General features: G+C 48.3%; 15 protein-coding genes and 1 pseudogene. 6 read left to right on the top strand and 10 right to left on the bottom strand.

The features are described 5' to 3' along the window. Positions 1 to 29 precede the first annotated feature (29 nt). Together ACN28R_RS22035 and ACN28R_RS22030 are read left to right on the top strand one after the other, a co-directional pair. A complete protein-coding gene (locus ACN28R_RS22035) occupies positions 30 to 929 on the top strand; it encodes a tagatose-bisphosphate aldolase (protein ID WP_095835476.1) in 900 nt (299 codons plus the stop codon). A gap of 75 nt (positions 930 to 1,004) precedes the next feature. Then, on the top strand, positions 1,005 to 1,691 hold the full coding sequence (locus ACN28R_RS22030; RefSeq protein WP_095835475.1) for an HAD family hydrolase: 687 nt from the start codon (positions 1,005 to 1,007) through the stop codon (positions 1,689 to 1,691). A 110-nt stretch (positions 1,692 to 1,801) separates the two neighbouring features. On the opposite strand, the gene ACN28R_RS22025 is transcribed toward ACN28R_RS22030, so the two are convergent. Continuing rightward, positions 1,802 to 3,733 (bottom strand): oxidoreductase, encoded by a 1,932-nt coding sequence (locus ACN28R_RS22025; protein ID WP_048639784.1) that lies wholly within the window; start codon positions 3,731 to 3,733, stop codon positions 1,802 to 1,804. Between the two features lie 621 nt (positions 3,734 to 4,354). Beyond that, the gene (locus ACN28R_RS22020; protein WP_095835474.1) at positions 4,355 to 4,735 is read right to left on the bottom strand and encodes an ArsR/SmtB family transcription factor; all 381 of its coding nucleotides are present in this window, start codon (positions 4,733 to 4,735) and stop codon (positions 4,355 to 4,357) included. Between the two features lie 79 nt (positions 4,736 to 4,814). Between ACN28R_RS22020 and ACN28R_RS22015 the strand changes: the two genes are divergently transcribed. Further along, positions 4,815 to 6,035, top strand: a complete 1,221-nt coding sequence (locus ACN28R_RS22015) for an MFS transporter (protein ID WP_220701792.1) — start codon at positions 4,815 to 4,817, stop codon at positions 6,033 to 6,035. A 57-nt stretch (positions 6,036 to 6,092) separates the two neighbouring features. Here ACN28R_RS22015 and ACN28R_RS22010 read toward each other — a convergent pair whose 3' ends face one another. Continuing rightward, positions 6,093 to 7,517: a 6-phospho-beta-glucosidase gene (locus tag ACN28R_RS22010; RefSeq protein WP_095835472.1), complete on the bottom strand. Its 1,425-nt coding sequence runs from the start codon at positions 7,515 to 7,517 to the stop codon at positions 6,093 to 6,095. A gap of 23 nt (positions 7,518 to 7,540) precedes the next feature. After that, positions 7,541 to 8,995 (bottom strand): PTS cellobiose/arbutin/salicin transporter subunit IIBC, encoded by a 1,455-nt coding sequence (gene ascF / locus ACN28R_RS22005; RefSeq protein ID WP_095835873.1) that lies wholly within the window; start codon positions 8,993 to 8,995, stop codon positions 7,541 to 7,543. Between the two features lie 264 nt (positions 8,996 to 9,259). Here ascF and ACN28R_RS22000 point away from each other — a divergent pair, with 264 nt between their 5' ends. The 3 genes from ACN28R_RS22000 (at position 9,260) to ACN28R_RS21990 (ending at position 13,754) form a co-directional block, all read left to right on the top strand. Beyond that, a complete protein-coding gene (locus tag ACN28R_RS22000) occupies positions 9,260 to 10,273 on the top strand; it encodes a LacI family DNA-binding transcriptional regulator (protein WP_048637336.1) in 1,014 nt (337 codons plus the stop codon). A gap of 769 nt (positions 10,274 to 11,042) precedes the next feature. Then, entirely contained in the window at positions 11,043 to 12,737 is a 1,695-nt protein-coding gene (locus ACN28R_RS21995; protein WP_095835471.1) for a thiamine pyrophosphate-binding protein, read from the top strand. 12 nt (positions 12,738 to 12,749) lie between these two features. Continuing rightward, positions 12,750 to 13,754: a 3-oxoacyl-ACP synthase III family protein gene (locus ACN28R_RS21990; RefSeq protein ID WP_095835470.1), complete on the top strand. Its 1,005-nt coding sequence runs from the start codon at positions 12,750 to 12,752 to the stop codon at positions 13,752 to 13,754. Between the two features lie 568 nt (positions 13,755 to 14,322). On the opposite strand, the pseudogene ACN28R_RS23875 reads toward ACN28R_RS21990, so the two are convergent. From ACN28R_RS23875 to ACN28R_RS21965, 6 genes and pseudogenes are all read right to left on the bottom strand, one after another. Further along, positions 14,323 to 14,487, bottom strand: a pseudogene (locus ACN28R_RS23875) (hypothetical protein); the annotation flags it as partial. Positions 14,488 to 14,531: 44 nt separating this feature from the next. Then, positions 14,532 to 14,816, bottom strand: coding sequence for a hypothetical protein (locus ACN28R_RS21985; RefSeq protein ID WP_095835468.1), 285 nt, complete (start codon positions 14,814 to 14,816; stop codon positions 14,532 to 14,534). 1,360 nt (positions 14,817 to 16,176) lie between these two features. Beyond that, positions 16,177 to 16,443, bottom strand: coding sequence for a colicin V family bacteriocin (locus ACN28R_RS21980; protein WP_095835466.1), 267 nt, complete (start codon positions 16,441 to 16,443; stop codon positions 16,177 to 16,179). Beyond that, on the bottom strand, positions 16,440 to 16,604 hold the full coding sequence (locus tag ACN28R_RS21975) for a hypothetical protein (protein WP_183096839.1): 165 nt from the start codon (positions 16,602 to 16,604) through the stop codon (positions 16,440 to 16,442). Before ACN28R_RS21975 ends, ACN28R_RS21980 begins: the two co-directional genes overlap by 4 nt. Before the next feature lie 233 nt (positions 16,605 to 16,837). After that, a complete protein-coding gene (locus ACN28R_RS21970; RefSeq protein WP_095835465.1) occupies positions 16,838 to 18,934 on the bottom strand; it encodes a peptidase domain-containing ABC transporter in 2,097 nt (698 codons plus the stop codon). Continuing rightward, positions 18,927 to 20,201: an HlyD family secretion protein gene (locus ACN28R_RS21965; protein WP_095835464.1), complete on the bottom strand. Its 1,275-nt coding sequence runs from the start codon at positions 20,199 to 20,201 to the stop codon at positions 18,927 to 18,929. Before ACN28R_RS21965 ends, ACN28R_RS21970 begins: the two co-directional genes overlap by 8 nt. Positions 20,202 to 20,265: the final 64 nt, after the last annotated feature.

The raw sequence follows: 20,265 nt of genomic DNA, 5'->3' as shown, positions 1-20,265 counted from the left end.
TAAATATCTATTGCATGAGGAGTTAACCAATGAACAGAATGTCAACTGCAGAACGTCGTGGTTACCAAATGATTTGTGACCCCACGGGTTCAATGATGGTTGTAGCCTGCGATCAACGTGGCGGCATGAGAACCCTGTTAGCGGCCACCCCGGAAGAACAGGTTCAAATCAGCAATGAGACGTTAGGAAAAACAAAATACGACATCACCAGGTATCTGGCGTCAGAAGCGGGATGTGTGTTGGTTGATCCGATTTGCGCCGTGCCTGGCATTATTGATGAAGGCGTTTTGCCGCGCAATACGGGGCTTCTTGTCGGTCTGGATGCCTCTGGCTGGGAAACAACGCCTGAGGGTTATCGCATTTCAAAAATGGTTGCAGGCGTCGACGCTCGCAAAGTCCGTGAACTGGGCGCTACCGGTGGAAAGATCATGATCTATTTACGTATGGATACGCCCGAAGCCAATACCGCCAACCTGGCGACGCTGCGCGATGTTATTGCCGATTTCTCGCGTGAAGACCTTTTCCTGGTCGTTGAGTTCCTTACTTACAAATTGGAAAATGAAAGCAAGGAAGAGTACGAGCGCAAGATTCCGCAGCTGATCCAAGAGGGTTGCAAAGCATGTATCGAATGCGGTTCCAAGGTACTGAAAATCCCTTATCCCGGCACAGAAGAGGCCTGCGCTAAAGTCACTGAAATATGCGGTGATATTCCCTGGGCCGTTTTATCCGCCGGCGTCGATCACAGTACATTCCTAAAGCAGGTTGATAGTTCACTAAGAAATGGCGCTTCCGGCGTTATCGCCGGGCGTTCACTGTGGAAAGATTGTATTTCCCTCGATCGCAATGTTTCCAAAGAAAAACTATCATCAATTGCAGTGTCTCGTTTGCGGGATATCCAGGCATTGCTGGCAAAATACAAAGCGAAATAACTGATTGAAAATTTGGTAATCTGGCCGTCGGTGGATTGTATAGTCCGCGGCCAGAAGCCGGTTAAGGTAAAACTCATGAGTGATAAACTGGATTTGTTGATATTTGACTGTGATGGCGTACTGGTGGATTCAGAAATCATTGGTATAAACCTGACAAGATCCCTTTTAAAAAAGCATGGCGTAGATATCGGATTTGAAGAATTCACCGCCGAATATAGCGGGCTTTTATGGGATGAACTTATTAATAAAGTCAAAATCAATAAACGTGTTGATCTCCCCGCTAGCATTAATCAAAATTTCCATAGCGCCCTGTTAAAACAGTTCGCAGAAAAGCTGTCCCCCATTCCAGGAGCGTATGAGGTGATCAGCAAGATATCCACAAAGAAATGTATCTGTTCAAATTCAAGCAAAGAACAACTCAATTTTATGTTATCGCTAGTGGGATTAAAGCCTCTATTTTCCCCTAATATATTTTCAGCCGTAGACCTCGGCCCGGGCCGTTCGAAACCCCAGCCGGATATCTTCCTGAGTGCTGCGGGAACATTGCAATCCACGCCGCATAAAACCATGGTAATTGAAGATTCCATACATGGCGTGATAGCGGCGAAAAAGGCCGGCATGTATGTCATCGGCTTTACCGGGGGGTCACATACCTACATAAATCATAAAGAAAAACTCGAAAATGCCGGTGCAAATGTCGTCATAGATTCAATGTATCTGTTATCAGATGAAATAGATCGTTTCTGTCGCCGGGGGTGGTAAAAAGAGTTTCATCATACGCAACCACGCCCTCCGCCCTTCCCCACATCGCGCAAAAAACCCCCGCCGAAAAAAGCGCGGGGGTTTTAGTTCAACCACTCATGTTTACAGCGTTAAGCGATGCTCATACCGGCATCGAAGCCTTCTCTGGCGGCAACCAGCGCGTTGCTGGTTTTCACCGCGCCGCCGATGACGATGGTGTTATCCACGATACCATCCAACTGACCGACCAGGTTATTTACCGGGCGGTAGCCCAGCGCAATCACCACGGTATCGGCATCCACGGAGAAATGACCTTCCGCATTTTCCAGATCGACCTGATTCTCGCGGATTTCGCACAGCTTGGTGTTGAGATACTGTTTAACGTCATACTCGTCCAGTATGGCCATCAGATAGCGTTTGCTGACGCCATCCAGCTCTTGCAGCACCCGATCGCGCATTTCAACGATGGTGACCTCTTTTTGCTGCATAGCCAGGTGCGCCGCGGTTTCGCCGCCCACTTCGCCGCCGCCGGCAATCACCACGCGCTTGCCGGTTGTCACGTTGCCCAGCAAAACATCCTCTGCCAACACCACATGAGACTGTTTGATCCCCTTGATCGGCGGAACGGACGGCGTCCCGCCGGTCGCGATAATGACGGTATCCGGATGGTCTTTTTCAACCAGCGCTTTCGTCAGTTCGGTATTTAAACGAATATCGACTTTCAGTTTGTCTAACTCGCGCACTAGCCAGGCGGTATAGGTCGCCAGTTCGCCTTTACCCGGCGGAAATGCGGCGGAACGGAACTGCCCGCCCAGATGGCCGTTTTTTTCAAACAGCGTAACCTGGTGACCGCGCACCGCCGCTATGCGCGCGGCTTCCAGCCCGGCCGGGCCGCCGCCTGCGATGTAAACGCGTTTAGGATCGTTAACCTTGCTGTAGTCCACTTCGGCTTCGCGGCCAAGGGAAGGGTTCACCAGGCAGGTGAACGGCACGCCAAGCGGCAGGCTGGCAAGACAGCCCTGCATACAACCCAGGCAATAACGGATGGATGCCGTATCCCCTTCTTGGGCTTTTTTAGGCAGGTACGGATCGGCCAGCGAGCCGCGGCCCATGGCGATAAAGTCGGCTTTACCCATGGCCAGAACGTTATCCGCCATGCGCGGATCGTTGATTCGGTTAACGGCGATAATCGGAATATTGACCATCTTTTTCAGCTCTTCGCAGAAAGAGACCGCCCAGGCGTGGCCGACATACATCGGCGGTACGGTACAGGATTTACTGTGCTCGCCGTACACGCCCATGGTGATGTGCAGGGCATCAACGCCCCAATCTTCGAAGATTTGCGCCAGTACGCGGGTTTCAGAAATATCGCGACCGCCGACAAAACCTTCGTCGGCGGAAATACGAATCGTGACGGGATAATCATCGCCAACCGCCAGACGCACCGTCTGATAGATTTCTTTTAAAAACTGAATTCGGCCATCCAGGCTACCGCCATATTTATCCGTTCTTTTATTCGCATAAGGCGATAAGAATTCCGCAATTAAATAACCGTGACCGGCATGAATTTCCACGCCGTCAAAACCGGCCTTTTTTACCCGCAGGGCGCAATCGCCAAAATCTTTTACCAACTGCTGAATTTCAACTTCCGTTAACTCTTTGGGCATTTCCTGCAATGCCGGGCAGGGAATGGCCGAAGGCGCAACGGGCTGCACACCACCATTAACTAAATGGGAAGTCTGACGGCCAGCGTGATAAATCTGTGCGAAAATCTTGCTATCGTATTGATGAATGGTATCGGTTAATTTCTTATGGCCGGGGATTTGTTCATCTCGCCAAAGACCGCCGATGTGCTCACATCCCATGCCGTGTTCATTCACCGCATAATTCTCTGTGATAATCAGTCCCCATCCGCCTTTTGCTTTCTCTTCATGATAGGCGATGTAACGATCGGTCGCGGTGCCGTCTACGTTGCAAAGGTCAGTGACCATTGCCGGAACAACGAGTCGATTTGGAATAATACATTGGTTAATCTTTTCGGGTTGAAACAATTTTTTAAACATATTTTTCATGTGTCCTGATAACGAATACGAAATATATCATTCGAACAGTATTATTAATGGGCGCATCCAGGTATGCCGTCCTCGCCGCCATTATAGTAACCCACTCTTCTTATATCGAACGTATATAGACGAAAACCACTGAATCAATGATCTCCCGTAAGTTACTCGCTAAATAAATGGTATTGACAATCACGGACACGTCTTTATTTATATATTATTATAACAACGCGGTTACATATATATATTCAATTTCACCGTCAGAGAAATACCGTTACCCTAATAATATAAAGCCGGATAATAATGACATGCCGGCACAGCAGAAAATAGATTAATAATCATTTCCCAATGTGAATGAGATAAATTTCCGAATGCGGTGGTCTGCCATTCCCTCTATCGTTATAGATTAATCCCGCCAAAACCCTGAAGGCTCCCCATAAATCGGAATATGTCATATCGAAGAATATTTCGTGCGCGAAAAGAAAGGCTTTTTCATGCCACGTCGTTGCGCGCGCCCGACGCAGGGTGGTTCAAACGCCACCACCGCGGGGTACGGCAAGTCGCAGGCGCGACCGCGCGGCTCCACGCCCGCCAAGCAAGGAGAAAAATACCAAAGATCGTTTTTTAATCCGTAGGCGGCTGCCAGTTTTCCACCAGCGCCAATAACCCAGGGAAACGCGCATCCAGATCTTCACGGCGCAGACGGCTGCGTCGCTCAAGACCATATTGCCGTTGGCGAATCACGCCCGCTTCTCTCAGCGCCTTAAAATGATGCGTCAGCGACGACTTGGGCCGATCAAAACCGAACCAGCCGCAAGGGTGGTCATAGGCATCTGAATCCCGCATCAGTTTATACACAATGGTCATCCGCAGCGGATCGGCCAGCGCCCCCATAATGGTTTCCAGCCGAAGGTTCTCTACCGACGGCTCCTCCAACGGCGGAGGAAGGCCGGCGGGCGTAACGGAATTCTTCTCAAGCAAGGTGTAATCGGGTTTCGTTTTCATAATAAACTCATCGTAAACACTTGTACGAATTTTTTCGAACTGCTATACAGTACGAGAAATCTCGTACAGGAATAACATCATGGCAAACTCTTCCGCAACCAGAAATACCTGCGCATCCGGCATCGCTTCTCCGTCTACGGCACGCATGTGGGCGGCCGCCTGGATGGTCACGGCGGTGTTCATGCTGTCGAACTCGCCCACCCCGCTCTACGTCCATTGGCAGGAGCAACTGGGCTTTTCTTCCGGCATGCTGACCGTCATCTTCGCGCTCTACATCGCCGGACTGCTAGGTACGCTATTGGTGGCGGGACAACTGTCGGACCATTATGGACGTAAGCCAATACTCCTGCCAGGCCTGATCGCCGCACTGCTCTCATGCGGTCTGTTCGCCTACGCCACGTCTATCGGCATGCTCGCCGTGGGCAGGCTGCTGACGGGCGTCGCGGTGGGTGTGATCGTCTCGGCCGGCATGGCGGCGGTCGTTGATGCCAGCGCCGTCGAGCACAGGCGCCGGGCGGCGTTGATCGCCTCCATCGCGATGGTGCTGGGCGCGGGGCTGGGCCCGCTATTGGCGGGCGGGTTAGGCCAGATCCTAGCGCAGCCTGTACAGCCGATTTTCGCCGTCGAGGCATTGATTCTGCTAAGCGCATTGGTCGTCGTCTTGCGCCTTCCGGTACGCCATACGCCGGCGGCGCGTCCCCTGCGCCTGCGGCTGCCGCACGTGCCGGCCGCCAACAGGCGTCATGTGCTATGCGGTATCGCCACCTTCGGGCCAGGGATCACCGCGACGTCATTCGTGCTGTCGTTAGGCCCCTCGCTGCTGATACGCCTGCTTGACGTACGCAGCCCTTTACTCATCGGCGGCATGGCCTGCGCCATGTTTTTCACCGCGGTCGGCGCACAGTTTGCGCTGCGACAATGGCCGGTCACACGTATTTTCGCGGCCAGCGCGATAGTGACGATTCTCTCAATGGCCACTCTGGCGCTGACCATTCACTTTTCGCTGGTTTCGGCGCTTATCGCTTCCGCGTTGTTCGCCGGCGCGGGACAGGGGCTCGGCCAACTGGGCGGACTGACGCTGATTGGCTTACACGTACCGGATAGCCATCGGGCACAGTCAAATGCCGTACTCAGCATCGGCGGCTATCTTCCGGCGGCGCTGCTGCCGGTAGCGACCGGCTATCTGATCGATGCCGTGGGGTTGGCATCGGGCGCAACGCTGTTCGCGATAGTATTGGCCGTTATCGCCCTGGCCGGAGGCCTCTGGGCCACGCGGCAAACCGCCGGGATCGGCGATTGAATTCGCCGTCGATAGGGGAAAGGCCGGGGAGAGAAAGAGGAAACCCCGGCGACGAATTTAATCCAGGTCCGCCCCGTTGCTGGCAATCACCTTCTTATACCACCAGAACGACTTCTTACGTTTACGCGCCAGCGTGCCGTTGCCGGCATCATCACGGTCAACATAGACAAAGCCGTAGCGTTTGCTCATTTCGCCGGTGGACGCGGAAACCAGATCGATGCAACCCCAGGAGGTATAACCCAGCAGCGGAATACCATCTTCTATGGCCTCGCCCATTGCGCGAATATGTTCACGCAGATAGCTGATACGGTAATCATCGATAATCTCGCCGTCAGCGTTGATTTCATCATTCGCGCCAAGGCCGTTTTCGACTAAAAACAGCGGCTTCTGGTAGCGGTCATACATCATGTTCATGGTGATGCGCAGCCCCAGAGGGTCGATGCCCCACCCCCATTCGCTCACCGCAATGTGCGGATTACGCAGCGACTTAACGATATTCGCCGCGCTGGTATTGTGAGCGTTCATCTCAGCCGATGCGCAGCGTGAGGCATAATAGCTGAACGAGACGAAATCGACGGTGTTTCTCAGGATCTCATCATCCCCCGGCATCTTCTCAATGCTGATGCCTTTTTCGCGGAACACGCGGGCGGAATAGGCCGGATAAGCGCCGCGCGCCTGCACATCAATAAAGAACAGGTTTTCGCGGTCCTTTTCCAGCGCCGTCCACACATCTTCCGGCTTGCAGGAGTATGGATAGAAGTTGCCGCCGGCCAGCATGCAACCGACCTGGTTGTGCGGGTTCACCTGATGGGCGATTTGGGTGGCCAACGCGCTGGCGATCAGCTCATGATGCGCGGCCTGGTATTTCACCTGCTCCTGATTTTCCCCTTCGTCAAACACCAGCCCCGCCCCGGAGAACGGACTGTGCAGCATGATGTTGATCTCATTGAAGGTAAGCCAGTATTTCACCAGCCCGTCAAACGCTTCAAAACAGGTACGCGCGTAGCGGGTGAAAAAATCCACCATTTGGCGATTACGCCAGGAGCCATACTCAGTGACCAGATGCATCGGCACGTCAAAATGGCACAGCGTCACCAGCGGTTCGATACGGTGTTTCCGGCACTCTTCGAACACTGCGCGATAAAAGGCGATACCCTGTTCGTTGGGCGTCGGTTCATCGCCGTTCGGGTAGATCCGGCTCCAGGCGATGGAGGTACGGAATACCGTGAAGCCCATTTCCGCCATCAGCGCGATATCCTCTTTGTAGCGATGATAAAAATCGATCGCCTGATGGCTTGGATAAAATTCATCGTCGCGCAGCGTAAAGCGCTTCTCCAGCCCCAGTTTTACCGGCAGACGGTTTGCGCCGTGCGGGATCATATCCACCGTTGCCGGACCTTTCCCTCCCTCGCGCCAAGCCCCTTCGGACTGGTTGGCGGCCAGGGCTCCACCCCATAAAAATCCTTGCGGAAATGCAGACATGCGATACCTCGTTGTATGTCAAATCAGGCGCTTGCTTGTTTAATGGTATTCGGTTGCGCGGTGTGGGGCGCGCTGCTTTTCGCGTTATCTTCCTCCACGGGAAGATCGTCAAAACCGAGCAGCAGGGTCAGGATAAACGACAGCACCACCGCCAGCGCCATTACCCCAAAGACCCACACAATGGTCATAGGATTGGCCGGATCAAAGAACTGCACGCTGGTAAACAGGCCTGGCGCCGCCATCGAATGGCTGGCAAGACCGGCGATACCCGCAACGGCGCCGCAGACAAACCCGCTGATCAGGCTGGCGATAAGCGGGCGTTTCAGCCGCACCGCCACACCGTAGAGCGCAGGTTCGGAGATCCCGGCCATAATGGCGGACGCCGCGGCCGCCAGCGCCGTCTGGCGCAGTTCCGGGTTTTTCGTCTTCCACGCCACCGCCAGTGAAGAACCGCCGAGCGACAGATTGGCGCCGATTTCTGACGGCATCACCATCCCTTCTTTGCCGGTTTCGGCGATGGTCTGGATGATGGTCGGCGTAAATACGCGGTGCATGCCGGTCATCACCAGCAGCGGCCACAGCGCCCCCATGATGGCGACGGACAACCAACCGAGATAGCCATGAATGGTGTACACCAGAGCGGAGATGGCGCTGCCGATCCAGATGCCGATCGGGCCAATCAGCAGGATGGCGAGCGGGGCCGCGATCAGCACGATCAACATCGGTTTAAGGAAGTTTTTCGTCACCGCCGGGGTGATGCGATCGACCCAGCGCTCGATATATGACAGACACCAGGTCATAACCAACGCCGGGATAACGGTGTAGGTGTATTTCACCGCGGTGACCGGGATCAGCGCGAACTCAACGTGTTCGCCCTGCGCGGCTTTGGCCATTAGGTCGATAAAGCTCGGGTGAACCAGCACGCCCGCAATGGCGATAGCCAGCGACATATTGGTTTTGAATTTTACCGCCGCCGATGCCGCCACCATCAGCGGCAGGAAGAAGAACGCGCCATCGCCGATGATGGTGAGAATAGCCAGCGTCGAGGAGCTTTTATCCAGCAGACCGGTCATCTCAAGGATCATCGCCAGCAGCTTGAGCATCGATCCGCCGATAATCGCCGGGATCAGCGGCGACATGGTGCCGATCAGCGCGTCAAGGATCCCGGAGCCGATGCGCTTCAGCGTTATCTTCTGTTTGCCGGCTGGCTCGGCCGGCCGCATATCGCCAGGCAGCAGGCTGACCACTTCGCGAAACGCGTAGGAGACCGTATTGCCGATGATAACCTGACACTGATTTTCATTGCGCACCACGCCGAGCACGCCGCTGATGCTTTTCAGCGCGGCGCCGTCGATTTGCGCATCGTCTTTCAGCACGAAGCGCAGACGCGTCATACAGTGGGTCACCGCAGAGATGTTATCAACGCCGCCCAGCGCGGTAACAACAGAGCGAGCCAGAGCCGCATAGTTCTTTGCCATCGGATTTTTATCCTTTTTATCAATAAGGTACATATTCATCGCTCGGCGTTGAGCGTAGAAACGGGCGGCGATGAAACACTGCATAGGAAACCGGTTTCACAAAATTATTGGAAGTTTCACTTATATATACAAGATCATAAAATTCATTTTTTTATATTCGTGACGACGATCACTTAACGATGTTTTCAGCCACGGAATCCCGCTACAACAATCGCGCTACTGTGAAGTAAACTGCGGTACATCGACATCAAATGGATTATCTGCATGACCACGATGCTGGAGGTTGCGAAGCGGGCGGGCGTATCGAAGGCGACGGTTTCACGCGTGCTTTCGGGCAACGGCTACGTTAGTCAGGAAACCAAAGACCGCGTGTTTCAGGCCATTGAAGAGAGCGGCTATCGGCCCAATTTGCTGGCCCGGAGCCTGGCGGCTAAAAAGACGCAGACGCTGGGGCTGGTGGTCACCAACACCCTGTATCATGGGGTCTATTTCAGTGAACTGCTGTTTCACGCCGCCCGCATGACGGAAGACCAAGGCCGCCAGTTGATCCTGGCGGATGGTAAACATAGCGCGGAAGAAGAGCGTCAGGCCATTCAGCATCTGCTCGATTTACGCTGCGACGCGATTATTATTTATCCGCGCTTTCTCAGCGTTGATGAAATGGATGAGATTATTCAAAACCATTCTCAGCCGATTATGGTGCTTAATCGCCGGTTGCGGAAAAATAGCAGCCACTGCGTCTACTCCGATCATAAATTATCAAGTTTTACCGCCGTGGCGAAATTAATCGCAATGGGACATCGCGATATCGCGTTTATTACCGGTTCAATGGATTCGCCTACCGGCGTCGAGCGCCTTTCCGGCTATAAAGATGCGCTGGCGCAGCAAAAAATTGCGGTTCGTGATGAATTGATTGTTAAGGGGAAATGGACGCCTGCCTGCGGTTCTGCCGGCGTCGCCGAGTTATTATCCCGTAATGCGCACTTTACCGCGCTGGTTGCCAGCAACGACGATATGGCGATCGGCGCCATTAAACAGTTACACGACAGCGGAATAGCCGTTCCGCACCCGGTATCGGTTATTGGTTTTGATGATATCGCGGTGGCGCCTTACATTATTCCGCCCCTTGCAAGCGTCAGATTTCCGGTGACGGAAATGATTAAAGAAACCATTGGCCGTTTAATTTTTATGCTCGACGGCGGCGAATTTAAATATCAGCAGACCTTTGTTGGCGAACTTATACCACGCGACTCGCTAACGCATGGACCGCACGCCTGAGATTGCCGCCGGCCGTCATCAGAAGCGATGATGACCGGCATATCGCACAAGGATAAACGTATCAGGGCTGAAGAGAGGCGTGGCGTGCCGCGTAAAGGGAAGCGACGTTGCCGACCACCGCCATAGGCGCTGGTGGTTATTTGCTTATGATGCGTTCAAGCTTTCTGTTAGACACGTATAAATTGTATAGGGTAATGAATACAGAGTGGCCTTCCCGAATCTCCAGACATCCGGTTCCCATTAACATGGCATGCACAAGATATACAGGCTATTTGAACACATCGAAACAATCTAAATGTGAGTCACTTTATGCGTACAATGAAAATCCGCTTTGACGTATATCTTTATATAAAAACAATCAAGAATAAGACAATATAAAATAAAAACAATTTATATTAGTGGTTATGAGAAATAATGCATTAACTTAAAAACGCTCTCACTGCGAACTGGTGCAATTGAAACTAAATTTTAAAAACACAGCCAAATATTATGACATAAATCATCAACAATCCATGATAAAATCAATAATAATCACACAAATAATTACCACTCTTTATTAATGCAACCCGTTTAATTAAAAATAAATTAAAATAAACCTCAACAAAAACATCAAGTTGAATAAAAACCAATACTCTAGCGGTTTTAATAAATCACGCTACAATTATATTGTTGAGAAAATAACATTCATACTCAAAAAATCATTAAAGAGTAAGACTCATTTCTCTATATCAAGTGTTTTTAAGTATTTACACTTTATGAGGAAGGTTGTATGAGCAAAGACGAACAGCAGACGGTTATAAAAGCATTAGTCAATAATTTAAAAAAAGTGGGTGTTGAAGCTGCTTTTGGTGTCTCAGGTGGATTTATTGTTCCTTTGTGGGAAGCACTGTCAGAGTCACCACTCAAGGTTATCCATTGCAGACATGAAAGCGGTGCCGCTTTTTCAGCCTCAGAGTACAGTTTATATAACAATGTCCCCACCATTGTTTTTTCCACTTCTGGGCCAGGGATTACCAATGCCTTAACGGGATTACGTGCAGCAAAGCTGGATGGCGCAAGAGTGGTATTCATTTCAGCGACTACTATTGAGGAACACAACGGTAAATGGGGATTACAGCAAACAACTCGTCAAGATATCAACGACCTCGCAGGCGATGGCGTCAGCGGTTTTTTTGATAGTATTGTCTTTATTGACAGACAAGAAAAATTAATGGAAGCAATCACCGCCATAAATAATATGACAACATCTTATGGCCATGTGTTGGGCATTTTTATACCAACAAATATCCAAAAAGAAGTTTTAAAAGAAAATAATCGAGTAAATATAGAACGCATCACACCCGCATCGAATTCTTACGAAAAGAACAATAACGCTGAAAGTCAACAACAAAAAATTGCAGATGCGCTTGCGGCGGGAGATGCTATTCTTTGGAATGGATTTGGTTGCCTCCATGCCGCAGAGATATTAACCCGCCTCGCTGTTGAAACGAATACACTGGTAATGTCTACCCCGAGGGGAAAAGGAATTTTCCCCGAAAACCATGCGCTTTACCTTGGCACAACTGGATTAGGTTCCGATGGCAAAAAAATCAGAAATACGCTAAGTAACCCATCATTGAAGACTATTATTATATTGGGTTCGAAACTGGGAGAATTTAGCTCTTCATATATTCAAAATCAGTTGACCAATGTTGATGTTTATTATATTGGTCTGGGAAATGAGGATATCCAAAGAAACCTTCCCGCCAGCGCGGTTATTATTAATGCGGAAATTTCTCATTTCCTGCATGGGGTATACGATAAAGTAAAAAAAACCGCCGTTTGTCATAACCCGCAGAGACTCCGCAGAGAACAGGAACCTGAACAACAGGATCTGATACCGGTTAAGGATGGCGTCGTTCATCCACAGCAGGTAATGGCGATTGTTCAAAAGGTAGCAATTGAAGAACATGACTGTTTGATCGCCGCAGACGCAGGAAACACGTTTGTTTGGACCAACAGATATTTACATTTTCAAAAACCAAACCGCTACCGGGTTTGTACCGCGCTGGGCGCCATGGCCCATTATGCTTGCGGGATCGTGGGCCTGAGCGTGTCAGGAAAAACTACCCTTGGTATCATCGGTGATGGTTCCATGTTGATGAATAATGAAGTCAGCACCGCTGTTCGTTATCAGTTACCGGCTATTTGGCTAATAATGAACGATGGCGTATACAACATGTGTCGGCAAGGATTGAGGCTATTAGGTCACCCACCGCTGGACTGTGTTATTCCCCAGGTTGATTTTTCGTTGTTTGCCAAGGCATTGGGCGCGGATGGCGTCAGGGTCACACAGACGGACGAGTTGGAAACCTCACTACGTGCAGCCATCTTGAAAGGCGTTCCTACTGTTATTGATGTTCTGATCGATAAAGATGCGCAGCCGCCGTTGCTTGATCGGATCAATACAATTAAGTCACTCTAGGAATTAAATATTATGCTGAATTTTCCCAGAATATTATCTGCCTCAGGCGTATTGCCTGATAAACGCATTGATATCAAGCACCATGACGAATTAACGACTGAGTTCAGCACGAATGTTGATCAGTTTGAGGCGGATACGCGACATATCTGGCCCCTTGACGATAAACGGGATATTGATATTTTGCTCGATGACAGCTTTCTAGCCGCGATGGAATATGCCCAATTGTCTGTTGACGACATTGACTTTCTGATATTGAGCCAATCATGGCCGGATAATATTTTGGGGCAGGAATCCGGCCTGCTGGCGAAAAGAATAGGACTGAAGTGCCCTTCGATTGGCATCAATGTTGGTACTGGTGGTGGATGTACGGCAATGGAAATTGCCGGTTCACTGATTTTGTCAGAACGTTATCAGCGAATTGCTATAGTGACCGGTTGTAATTATCGCCATTTCTTTCAAGAGAACGAACCGGCAAAGCAATTACTCAGCGATGGCGCCGCCAGTATGATCATCGGTCAGGGAAACGGGCCGGAAATCATCGCGTCTTATTCGGTATCCACTGCTCATTATCAGCCACTGGAATATGTAGATGGTACGTCAGACAATAACGTATCTCATATCAGGATCCCCCCTGGTTCAGGAGGTTATATTTTTGACCATTTGCCAGAAACGATTATTGACTGTTGCACCGGCGTCTGCCGTTCTGCTGATTTTCAACTGTCGGACATTGACGCATTCTATGTTTACGAACCGGTCCACTGGATACATGAAGTAGCGGCGAAGGCATTGCAAATAGACAGCAAAAAAATTTTTTCCACTTTTTCACGCTACGGAAGCCTGGGAGCCACACTAAACACGGTCGCTCTTATTGATATGGCAAAGCATTTTTGTTTGCGCGACGGACAACTGGTGATAACCATGGGGTTTGGAGCGACATCAACCGCGACGGCCTGTTTGCTGCGATGGCATGACTTTCCTTGCCGAATACACCAGACAGAGCGCATGAATGGGGTATAAATATAACGTTTAGGTGTTTGCCTGATTCTTTATTTGAGCCTGTTGCGGAAACTGATAAAGCATTATCCGATGATTTTGACGATTAACGCTCCTGCGGGAATACACGCGCACAGGGAAGCGACTCAGCAAACAATCCGCATCGATAACGCACCCGATTTTCGTGTACCAATTTGTGTACGACTTCGGCGTGGTTGACGGTGGTTTTCAGTGGATTTCGCTGGAGGCTCAATAGAGCGATTACCCTGATGAATCAGAGAGCTACAGACTTTAGTGGATATCTATAGAACAAGAATTGGAGCGGGAAATGAGATCTTAATTTTTTCAGTAACCAATTGATACTGTTATCAATATCAAGATATTGAATAAACACATTTAGGGATTGATTCTTTACGTTTGGCAAGTCCATAATCAGGCTTGCTGTTCCAAACGCTCAAAAGTACAGTTAACTACCATCCCTGGCAGCAGCCAGAGCGTTGGCAGCAGCAGCGCTAACGCTAACAGAGTTACCGCCGCCACTGCCATTCCAAGTCGGTCCGATCATGACGGGAATAGGGACGCATACAGGCCCATGGTTGATAGCACCATGGATTACACTGCCTGCAGCCCCCAGTCCAGCGCCAATCAATGGAGCTCCTGGAGTAAACGCTGCACCAATCCCAGCATCGATGGCCACATCTTTAATTATCTGAGCATTGCCAGGGGCGATACCAGGAGTTCCTGCAGCTGAAGCCATTTTTATTTCATAAACATTTAACGCTCTCATCTTATATTCACTCCTTATTTCAAATTAATTAAAACCCACAAAATAACCGTGTTTAAAATACAAATTAAAAAAGAAGCAATAAAATCGTTAAAGCCAAATGAAAACAACGCCTGTGTAATTGAAACTCCATCAAAAACTGAATGAGTAAAGAAGTATACAAACACAGCAAGGCAAGCCACTGCAAAAGAAATTATAATTTTCAACAAAGCATTTCTTTTTTTTAAAAAAGAACTTAATGACAAAAAGGCCATTACACTAAAAATCGCAGGTAGAAAATAAAAATTAATAATCGTAATCATCCGATACTCCTCCATTAATAAAGGATCGTGAATTTTGTTCTTCCCATATATAATGAGCCTATCTCAATAGGAGGCTTTTTATTGGTTTGAGCCTGAATCCCCGGAAGCAGATTTGAACGTAGTTCGCAGCGTTACTGCAAAGGGCGAGGCCCAGGGATCGGCCAAGTAATGCAGCCAACACGGGCGCAGCTTGAAAGATGAAGGATATATACCAAAATAAGCAATGTAACCTGAAGAGGTTATCAGTCTGTTTCATTCATAAATAAAAGACCCGATTCCCAAAATCATGCTCACTCAATAAAAATACGCTTTTTTGCCTACCTGAAAGCCTCTCCCTCAGTTATCCTATCTGTGTTTAATAGCCCGAGTTTATGGCCCCCTTAACAGGGAGGCCATAATATTACAGTCACGGTCAGGAAGTTAACTACCATTACTGGCAGCAGAACTGGCACTACTGGCAGCAGAACTGGTGCTACTTGAACTACTGCTCGTGTTACTTCCACCAAAAAATGATTGAACCAAGTGGCCAGTTACATAAGCAGCCCCGGCAGCAGTTCCACCGAGAACAGCTCCAGGTCCGGCACCTAATCCAGCAGCAGCAGCCCCTGTCATCGCTCCAGCAACCGCTCCTCCAGCAACAACTCCGGCAAGCTCTCCATAACTAAATTCACCGGCACCTGATATTGCAGATAACTCGACATGACTTATTTCTCGCATAATTATTCTCCTATGGTTTCATTCAATTAAATGAGACTACTTTTTAGGCGAACTACGAAGCTTCGCCATAAATAAAGCAAAGAAACTAGAAAATACAAATGACAGCATCGCTGTTCGCCCATAATTAAATACACCATCAAACAACCATACTCCAATATATATAAAAAAATAAAACACAATAAAAAACAAAACCCAATACCTAGCAAGTATAAATATTCTCATAACCCCCTCAGCAGACATCATTAAAAACACAAGGAATGGACAACATAACATCAACCTCCACATCAATCAGATAAAAATATCGAACGTATAAACATCAAAATAAAACATCACTATTAAAAAGCGAATAGCAAATAATTTAAGCCAGATCTCCGAAACTCCATGAATAACAAGTCAAGGTAATAGCGCAGATTCAGAAACACAGTATTTTCTTATGAATAAACCCTGATCGGATAATTAGAAGTCATAAGGAAATGCGACCTTAACGGCAATTCTTAATTAGCTAGCTTACAGATGGTTAAAATATCAGTAAAATTTACTCTTGTCAGTTTATTCATATATTTGTTAACTTCATGAATCTATAAATTCCCTTTAAACTTAAATTATATTCACCCTGTGAAGTAGCTATGTTTACGGTCACCATTTAAATATTAGCTACCACTACTTGCCGCTGTAGAAGCACTGGATGTACTAGATGTACTCCACTATTACTACCCCAATCATATAGCGCACCAACACCGACTCCACATAACACTCCGATTGCAGGACCTAGCGGGCCTGCTAAACCAGTCCCAAATGCTGTCCCGGCTACAGTGGCACCTCCAACAGAAAAATCCCTACCTACCTGAACCCAGTCAACATCTCCTGCACCAGGCACAAAATTAATATCATTATAATTTAACTCTCTCATTTAATACCTCCTTTTATTTGGAAAAAAACAAACATCACTATTGCGATACTAATTGAAATACACAACGATTGAACTAATAGGGATGCGTTAAAGTATCTTGCGATAAAACCCATCCCCCCACCAATAAAAACACATAATATAGATAATAAAATATTACTCATTACACCTCCTTCTCTAAACATCAATCATATCTATTAACATACAAAAATATAACGACATGCACCAAAGAAAACGGGCATCACAATTATAAAAATGATGTAACAGCCCTTTGCAACCATAAAATTTATGATTTATATGAGTAGCAGGGGAAGATAAAGAGAAATAACAAAAAACAGAAGAAACATCGTAAGGTGTCCATTTACGCCTTTTACTCTTGCTATGTATTTTTTTCTTATTATATTGAGATGATTCTATCAACGGTTCTAAGCGTTGTCTCTCTGTGCGCGATAATTATCCTGGTGATATTCAATCTTTTTATTGCCACATTTACAAAACGTTCACTCTCGTTGTCGAGAGAGCTCGTTGCCTCATCCATAAATAAAATCCCTGGTTTCCGGTACAGCGCACGCGCAATAAAAATACGCTGTTTTTGTCCGCCAGAGAGTCCTTCGCCCAGTTCACCTATCAGTGTTTCATAGCCCATAGGCATTTTCATTATCACATCGTGAATATAACTGGCTCTGGCACATTCAATCATCCAGTTTTCATCTATCCCCTCTGTAAAACCGCAAATATTCTCTCGTATTGAACCGGAGAATAATCGATCATCCTGCATTACGCAGGCTATCAACTTATGATAATTGTTCATACCAAGTTGACGAATATCGGTACCGTTTACGATTACCTTGCCGGAATCAGGTTCAAATAGTCCGCATAATACTTTCATCAGCGTTGTTTTTCCGGCACCGGAGGCGCCGGTTATCGCAACACTTTCCCCGGCAGCAATTGAAATTGTCAGGTCACTGAACACTGGCGCAGACTGACTGTCGTAGCGATAGCTGAGATCAATAGTTTCCAGCGCCGCGGGGTGCATTGCAGCAATAGTATTTAGATCAGGTTTTTTGGCTTCGCGTTCATGTAACGCTATATCGGCGATACGTTCATTGTGCAGGCTCATCATCCGCAATTGCAGCAGAAAATTCGTCAGTGAGGCGACACGATCGGAAAATTGTCCCCGGAAAGCCCCAAATGCCACGAACATCCCAATGGTCATTTGATTGTCGATCACCAGGCTGGTCCCCAGCCATAAAATCGCCACCTGATCGCAGGCCGCAACGAACGTACTGATGCCGCTAAAAAACAGATCCATTTTGGTTAATTTGATGCCCGAATTGATGGCATCGATTTTCAGATTAAGCCAGTGTGTTCCCCGCCGCTCGGCCATACCCTGTATTTTCACCGTGGCTATACCGTACAGAGTTTCCATAAAATATGAACTGGCCCGAGCGCCCCTGACCAAAGTCTCTTCCGAGAGTTGTCGGTAATAACCGTAGGTCAACAAGCGGATAAGGACGTACACGGCAGTAAAACCCAAAACTACCCAGCTAAGATACCCTCCATACAGCACCATCATCACCAGTACGCCGACGACCATGATGCTGTCCATGATGGCTCCGACTACGCTGGTCGTAAATGTGGCTCGCAGTGTATCCAGCGAGCCGAAACGGGACTGGATATCACCCAGTTTGCGCCGTTCAAAATATCCCAACGGCAGTCTCAGCAGGTGGTTAAACAGACCTGACTGCCACTGCACATTGATGAGCGTTCCCATTACCAGTGACGACCAGGCGCGGACTATACTTACGGTTGCCCGAAGCAGAATAAAAAACATCAGGCCAATACAAATAAGGGTTAACAGGCCCCGATCGCCAGCCGGGATTGCATGGTCCATTATCAACTGTGTGCCTACAGGCATTACCAGGTTGATGGCTTCGATGATCACAGAAAAGCAGAAAATTTTTGTAAGTGTGCTTTTGATGCCGTATATGCCGTGAATAAGCGTTTTCAGACTCACGCGGTTTTTAACCGTCTCCGCAGTAAATTCGCTGCCGGGCCAGACTTCAAGCGCCACCCCGGTAAAATACTGTGACATTTCAGCCAATCCCACTGTTCTTCGCCCCCGAGCCGGATCATGCAACACAAAGCGGTTGCGCTTCACGCAGACCAACACAACGAAGTGGTTGAAGTCCCAGTGGAGAATGCAAGGAGTTTTCAGCGCGCCGAGTTCGTTCAGATCCAGCGATAGTGCCCGAGTTACCATGCCTAGCTGCTCTGCTATTCCGTTGATGCCTGCAAGGGTGGCTCCACGCGCCGACAGATTGAACTGTCGACGCATAGATATCAAATCAATGTTTTTGCCATAATGCCCGCATACCATCGCCAGACAAGCCAGTCCACACTCAGAGGACTCTGTCTGATGAATGACGGGAACCTGTCTGCGTAATCGCATATCTAACTGGTTGATGAGGGACTTGAAACTACCGTTATTCATTAACCGGCCCTGTAGCGCTGTGCTTCATGTCGTAGAATGGCGAAAGCATCCATTGATAAATTTTTCTTTTTTCCAGAAATAACGTGCTTTGTGCTTTCATGCCATTTTCCAGAGGTAACGATTTCTTGTCGTAGGCAATAGTTTGCTTTTCAGGCTTAACGATCACCTTGTACCAAGGAATAGACGCATCCAGCGTATTTTTGGGGGCTCCTCGATAAGTCAGCATTTCCTGCGGTGAAGCTGGCGTTCTGGATATTGTCGTCACCATGGCGGAAAACTGGCCGAACTTTTCGGCAGGAAAGGCTTCATAACGGACGTTGACCTTATCACCCACAGCGATATAGGGGACCGCGTCATTGGGTACCCAGAGAATCAGATAATAGTTCTCTATATTTTTCGGGATAACCTGCAGCAAACTGTCGCCAGCATTTACCATTTGTCCCACCGTGACGCTCATAGAGTCTATTTTCCCATCTGACAGCGCACGGATAATAATTTCTCCATCCACATCCGCATCAACCAGTTCTTTTTGCAGTTCGTATCGCTGCAGCTCCATTTGGTAGATTCGGTTATCGAACTCAGCGGCTTGAGTCTGAATCTGACTTTCCAGGCTGGTTATTTGCAATGCATTCTGTTCGTTTTGCCCACTCAGGTTGAGTAAATTGTTTTGTTGTTGATAATATAACGCCACCTGATTGGTCAGTTGATCCTTATTGATGAGTCCCTTTGCCTGGTAATTTCTGTAATTATCCATATTATCTTTCATTATTTTTATTCCTTCTTCTGCTCGTCTTATAATATCTGATGAGCGTTTGAAGGCGTTGCTATACTGCGAACGTTGCTTTTCCAATGTATCCAGCGTGATTCTCTTGCTTGCCCCCAGTCGCGAAATGATGTTATCCACACGAACCAATTGGTTTTCAATATCCCTCCGCTGGTTATCACTGACAACACCGCTTCGTGTACTTTTACTGACGTCAAGCTGATAAATCGGGTCTCCTTTTTTAATTGTTTGGCCTTCGTAAACAAACTGTTTCACCACAAATCCCTGCACCCCGGAATAAATATTAACGGCACGTGGCCAGGTTGTGATCTCTCCGCTGACGTTAACGCGGCGGGTATAGGTGCCTGCTATAATGAATGCCAGAAATGTCGTAATGAAAAAAATGCAACCCAAAACGGTTAACCAGAGAGGAATACCCGGTAGCAAAATCGCACACCCCCGCCATTTCATTTTTCTGTTTTCTATAGCGTCCTTACGAAACAAAATAAAAGTCCTTAATTAATTCGCTTCTTCCAATATCATGAGTAATTAAGCTACAGATATCATA

Origin of the sequence: Brenneria goodwinii, assembly GCF_002291445.1 — a bacterium.
In the GTDB taxonomy this organism is placed as follows: domain Bacteria; phylum Pseudomonadota; class Gammaproteobacteria; order Enterobacterales; family Enterobacteriaceae; genus Brenneria; species Brenneria goodwinii.
This window is presented reverse-complemented; position numbering and strand designations above follow the sequence as displayed.

What these genes read in the sequence shown, in the direction of transcription:
- ACN28R_RS22025 (WP_048639784.1), bottom strand. Translation starts at nt 3,733, where the DNA reads ATGTTTAAAAAATTGTTTCAACCCGAAAAGATTAACCAATGTATTATT.
- ACN28R_RS22000 (WP_048637336.1), top strand. Translation starts at nt 9,260, where the DNA reads ATGACCACGATGCTGGAGGTTGCGAAGCGGGCGGGCGTATCGAAGGCG.
- ACN28R_RS21995 (WP_095835471.1), top strand. Translation starts at nt 11,043, where the DNA reads ATGAGCAAAGACGAACAGCAGACGGTTATAAAAGCATTAGTCAATAAT.
- ACN28R_RS21985 (WP_095835468.1), bottom strand. Translation starts at nt 14,816, where the DNA reads ATGATTACGATTATTAATTTTTATTTTCTACCTGCGATTTTTAGTGTA.
- ACN28R_RS22030 (WP_095835475.1), top strand. Translation starts at nt 1,005, where the DNA reads ATGAGTGATAAACTGGATTTGTTGATATTTGACTGTGATGGCGTACTG.
- ACN28R_RS22035 (WP_095835476.1), top strand. Translation starts at nt 30, where the DNA reads ATGAACAGAATGTCAACTGCAGAACGTCGTGGTTACCAAATGATTTGT.
- ACN28R_RS21975 (WP_183096839.1), bottom strand. Translation starts at nt 16,604, where the DNA reads ATGAGTAATATTTTATTATCTATATTATGTGTTTTTATTGGTGGGGGG.
- ACN28R_RS22015 (WP_220701792.1), top strand. Translation starts at nt 4,815, where the DNA reads ATGGCAAACTCTTCCGCAACCAGAAATACCTGCGCATCCGGCATCGCT.
- ascF (WP_095835873.1), bottom strand. Translation starts at nt 8,995, where the DNA reads ATGGCAAAGAACTATGCGGCTCTGGCTCGCTCTGTTGTTACCGCGCTG.
- ACN28R_RS22010 (WP_095835472.1), bottom strand. Translation starts at nt 7,517, where the DNA reads ATGTCTGCATTTCCGCAAGGATTTTTATGGGGTGGAGCCCTGGCCGCC.
- ACN28R_RS21970 (WP_095835465.1), bottom strand. Translation starts at nt 18,934, where the DNA reads ATGAATAACGGTAGTTTCAAGTCCCTCATCAACCAGTTAGATATGCGA.
- ACN28R_RS21990 (WP_095835470.1), top strand. Translation starts at nt 12,750, where the DNA reads ATGCTGAATTTTCCCAGAATATTATCTGCCTCAGGCGTATTGCCTGAT.
- ACN28R_RS22020 (WP_095835474.1), bottom strand. Translation starts at nt 4,735, where the DNA reads ATGAAAACGAAACCCGATTACACCTTGCTTGAGAAGAATTCCGTTACG.
- ACN28R_RS21980 (WP_095835466.1), bottom strand. Translation starts at nt 16,443, where the DNA reads ATGAGAGAGTTAAATTATAATGATATTAATTTTGTGCCTGGTGCAGGA.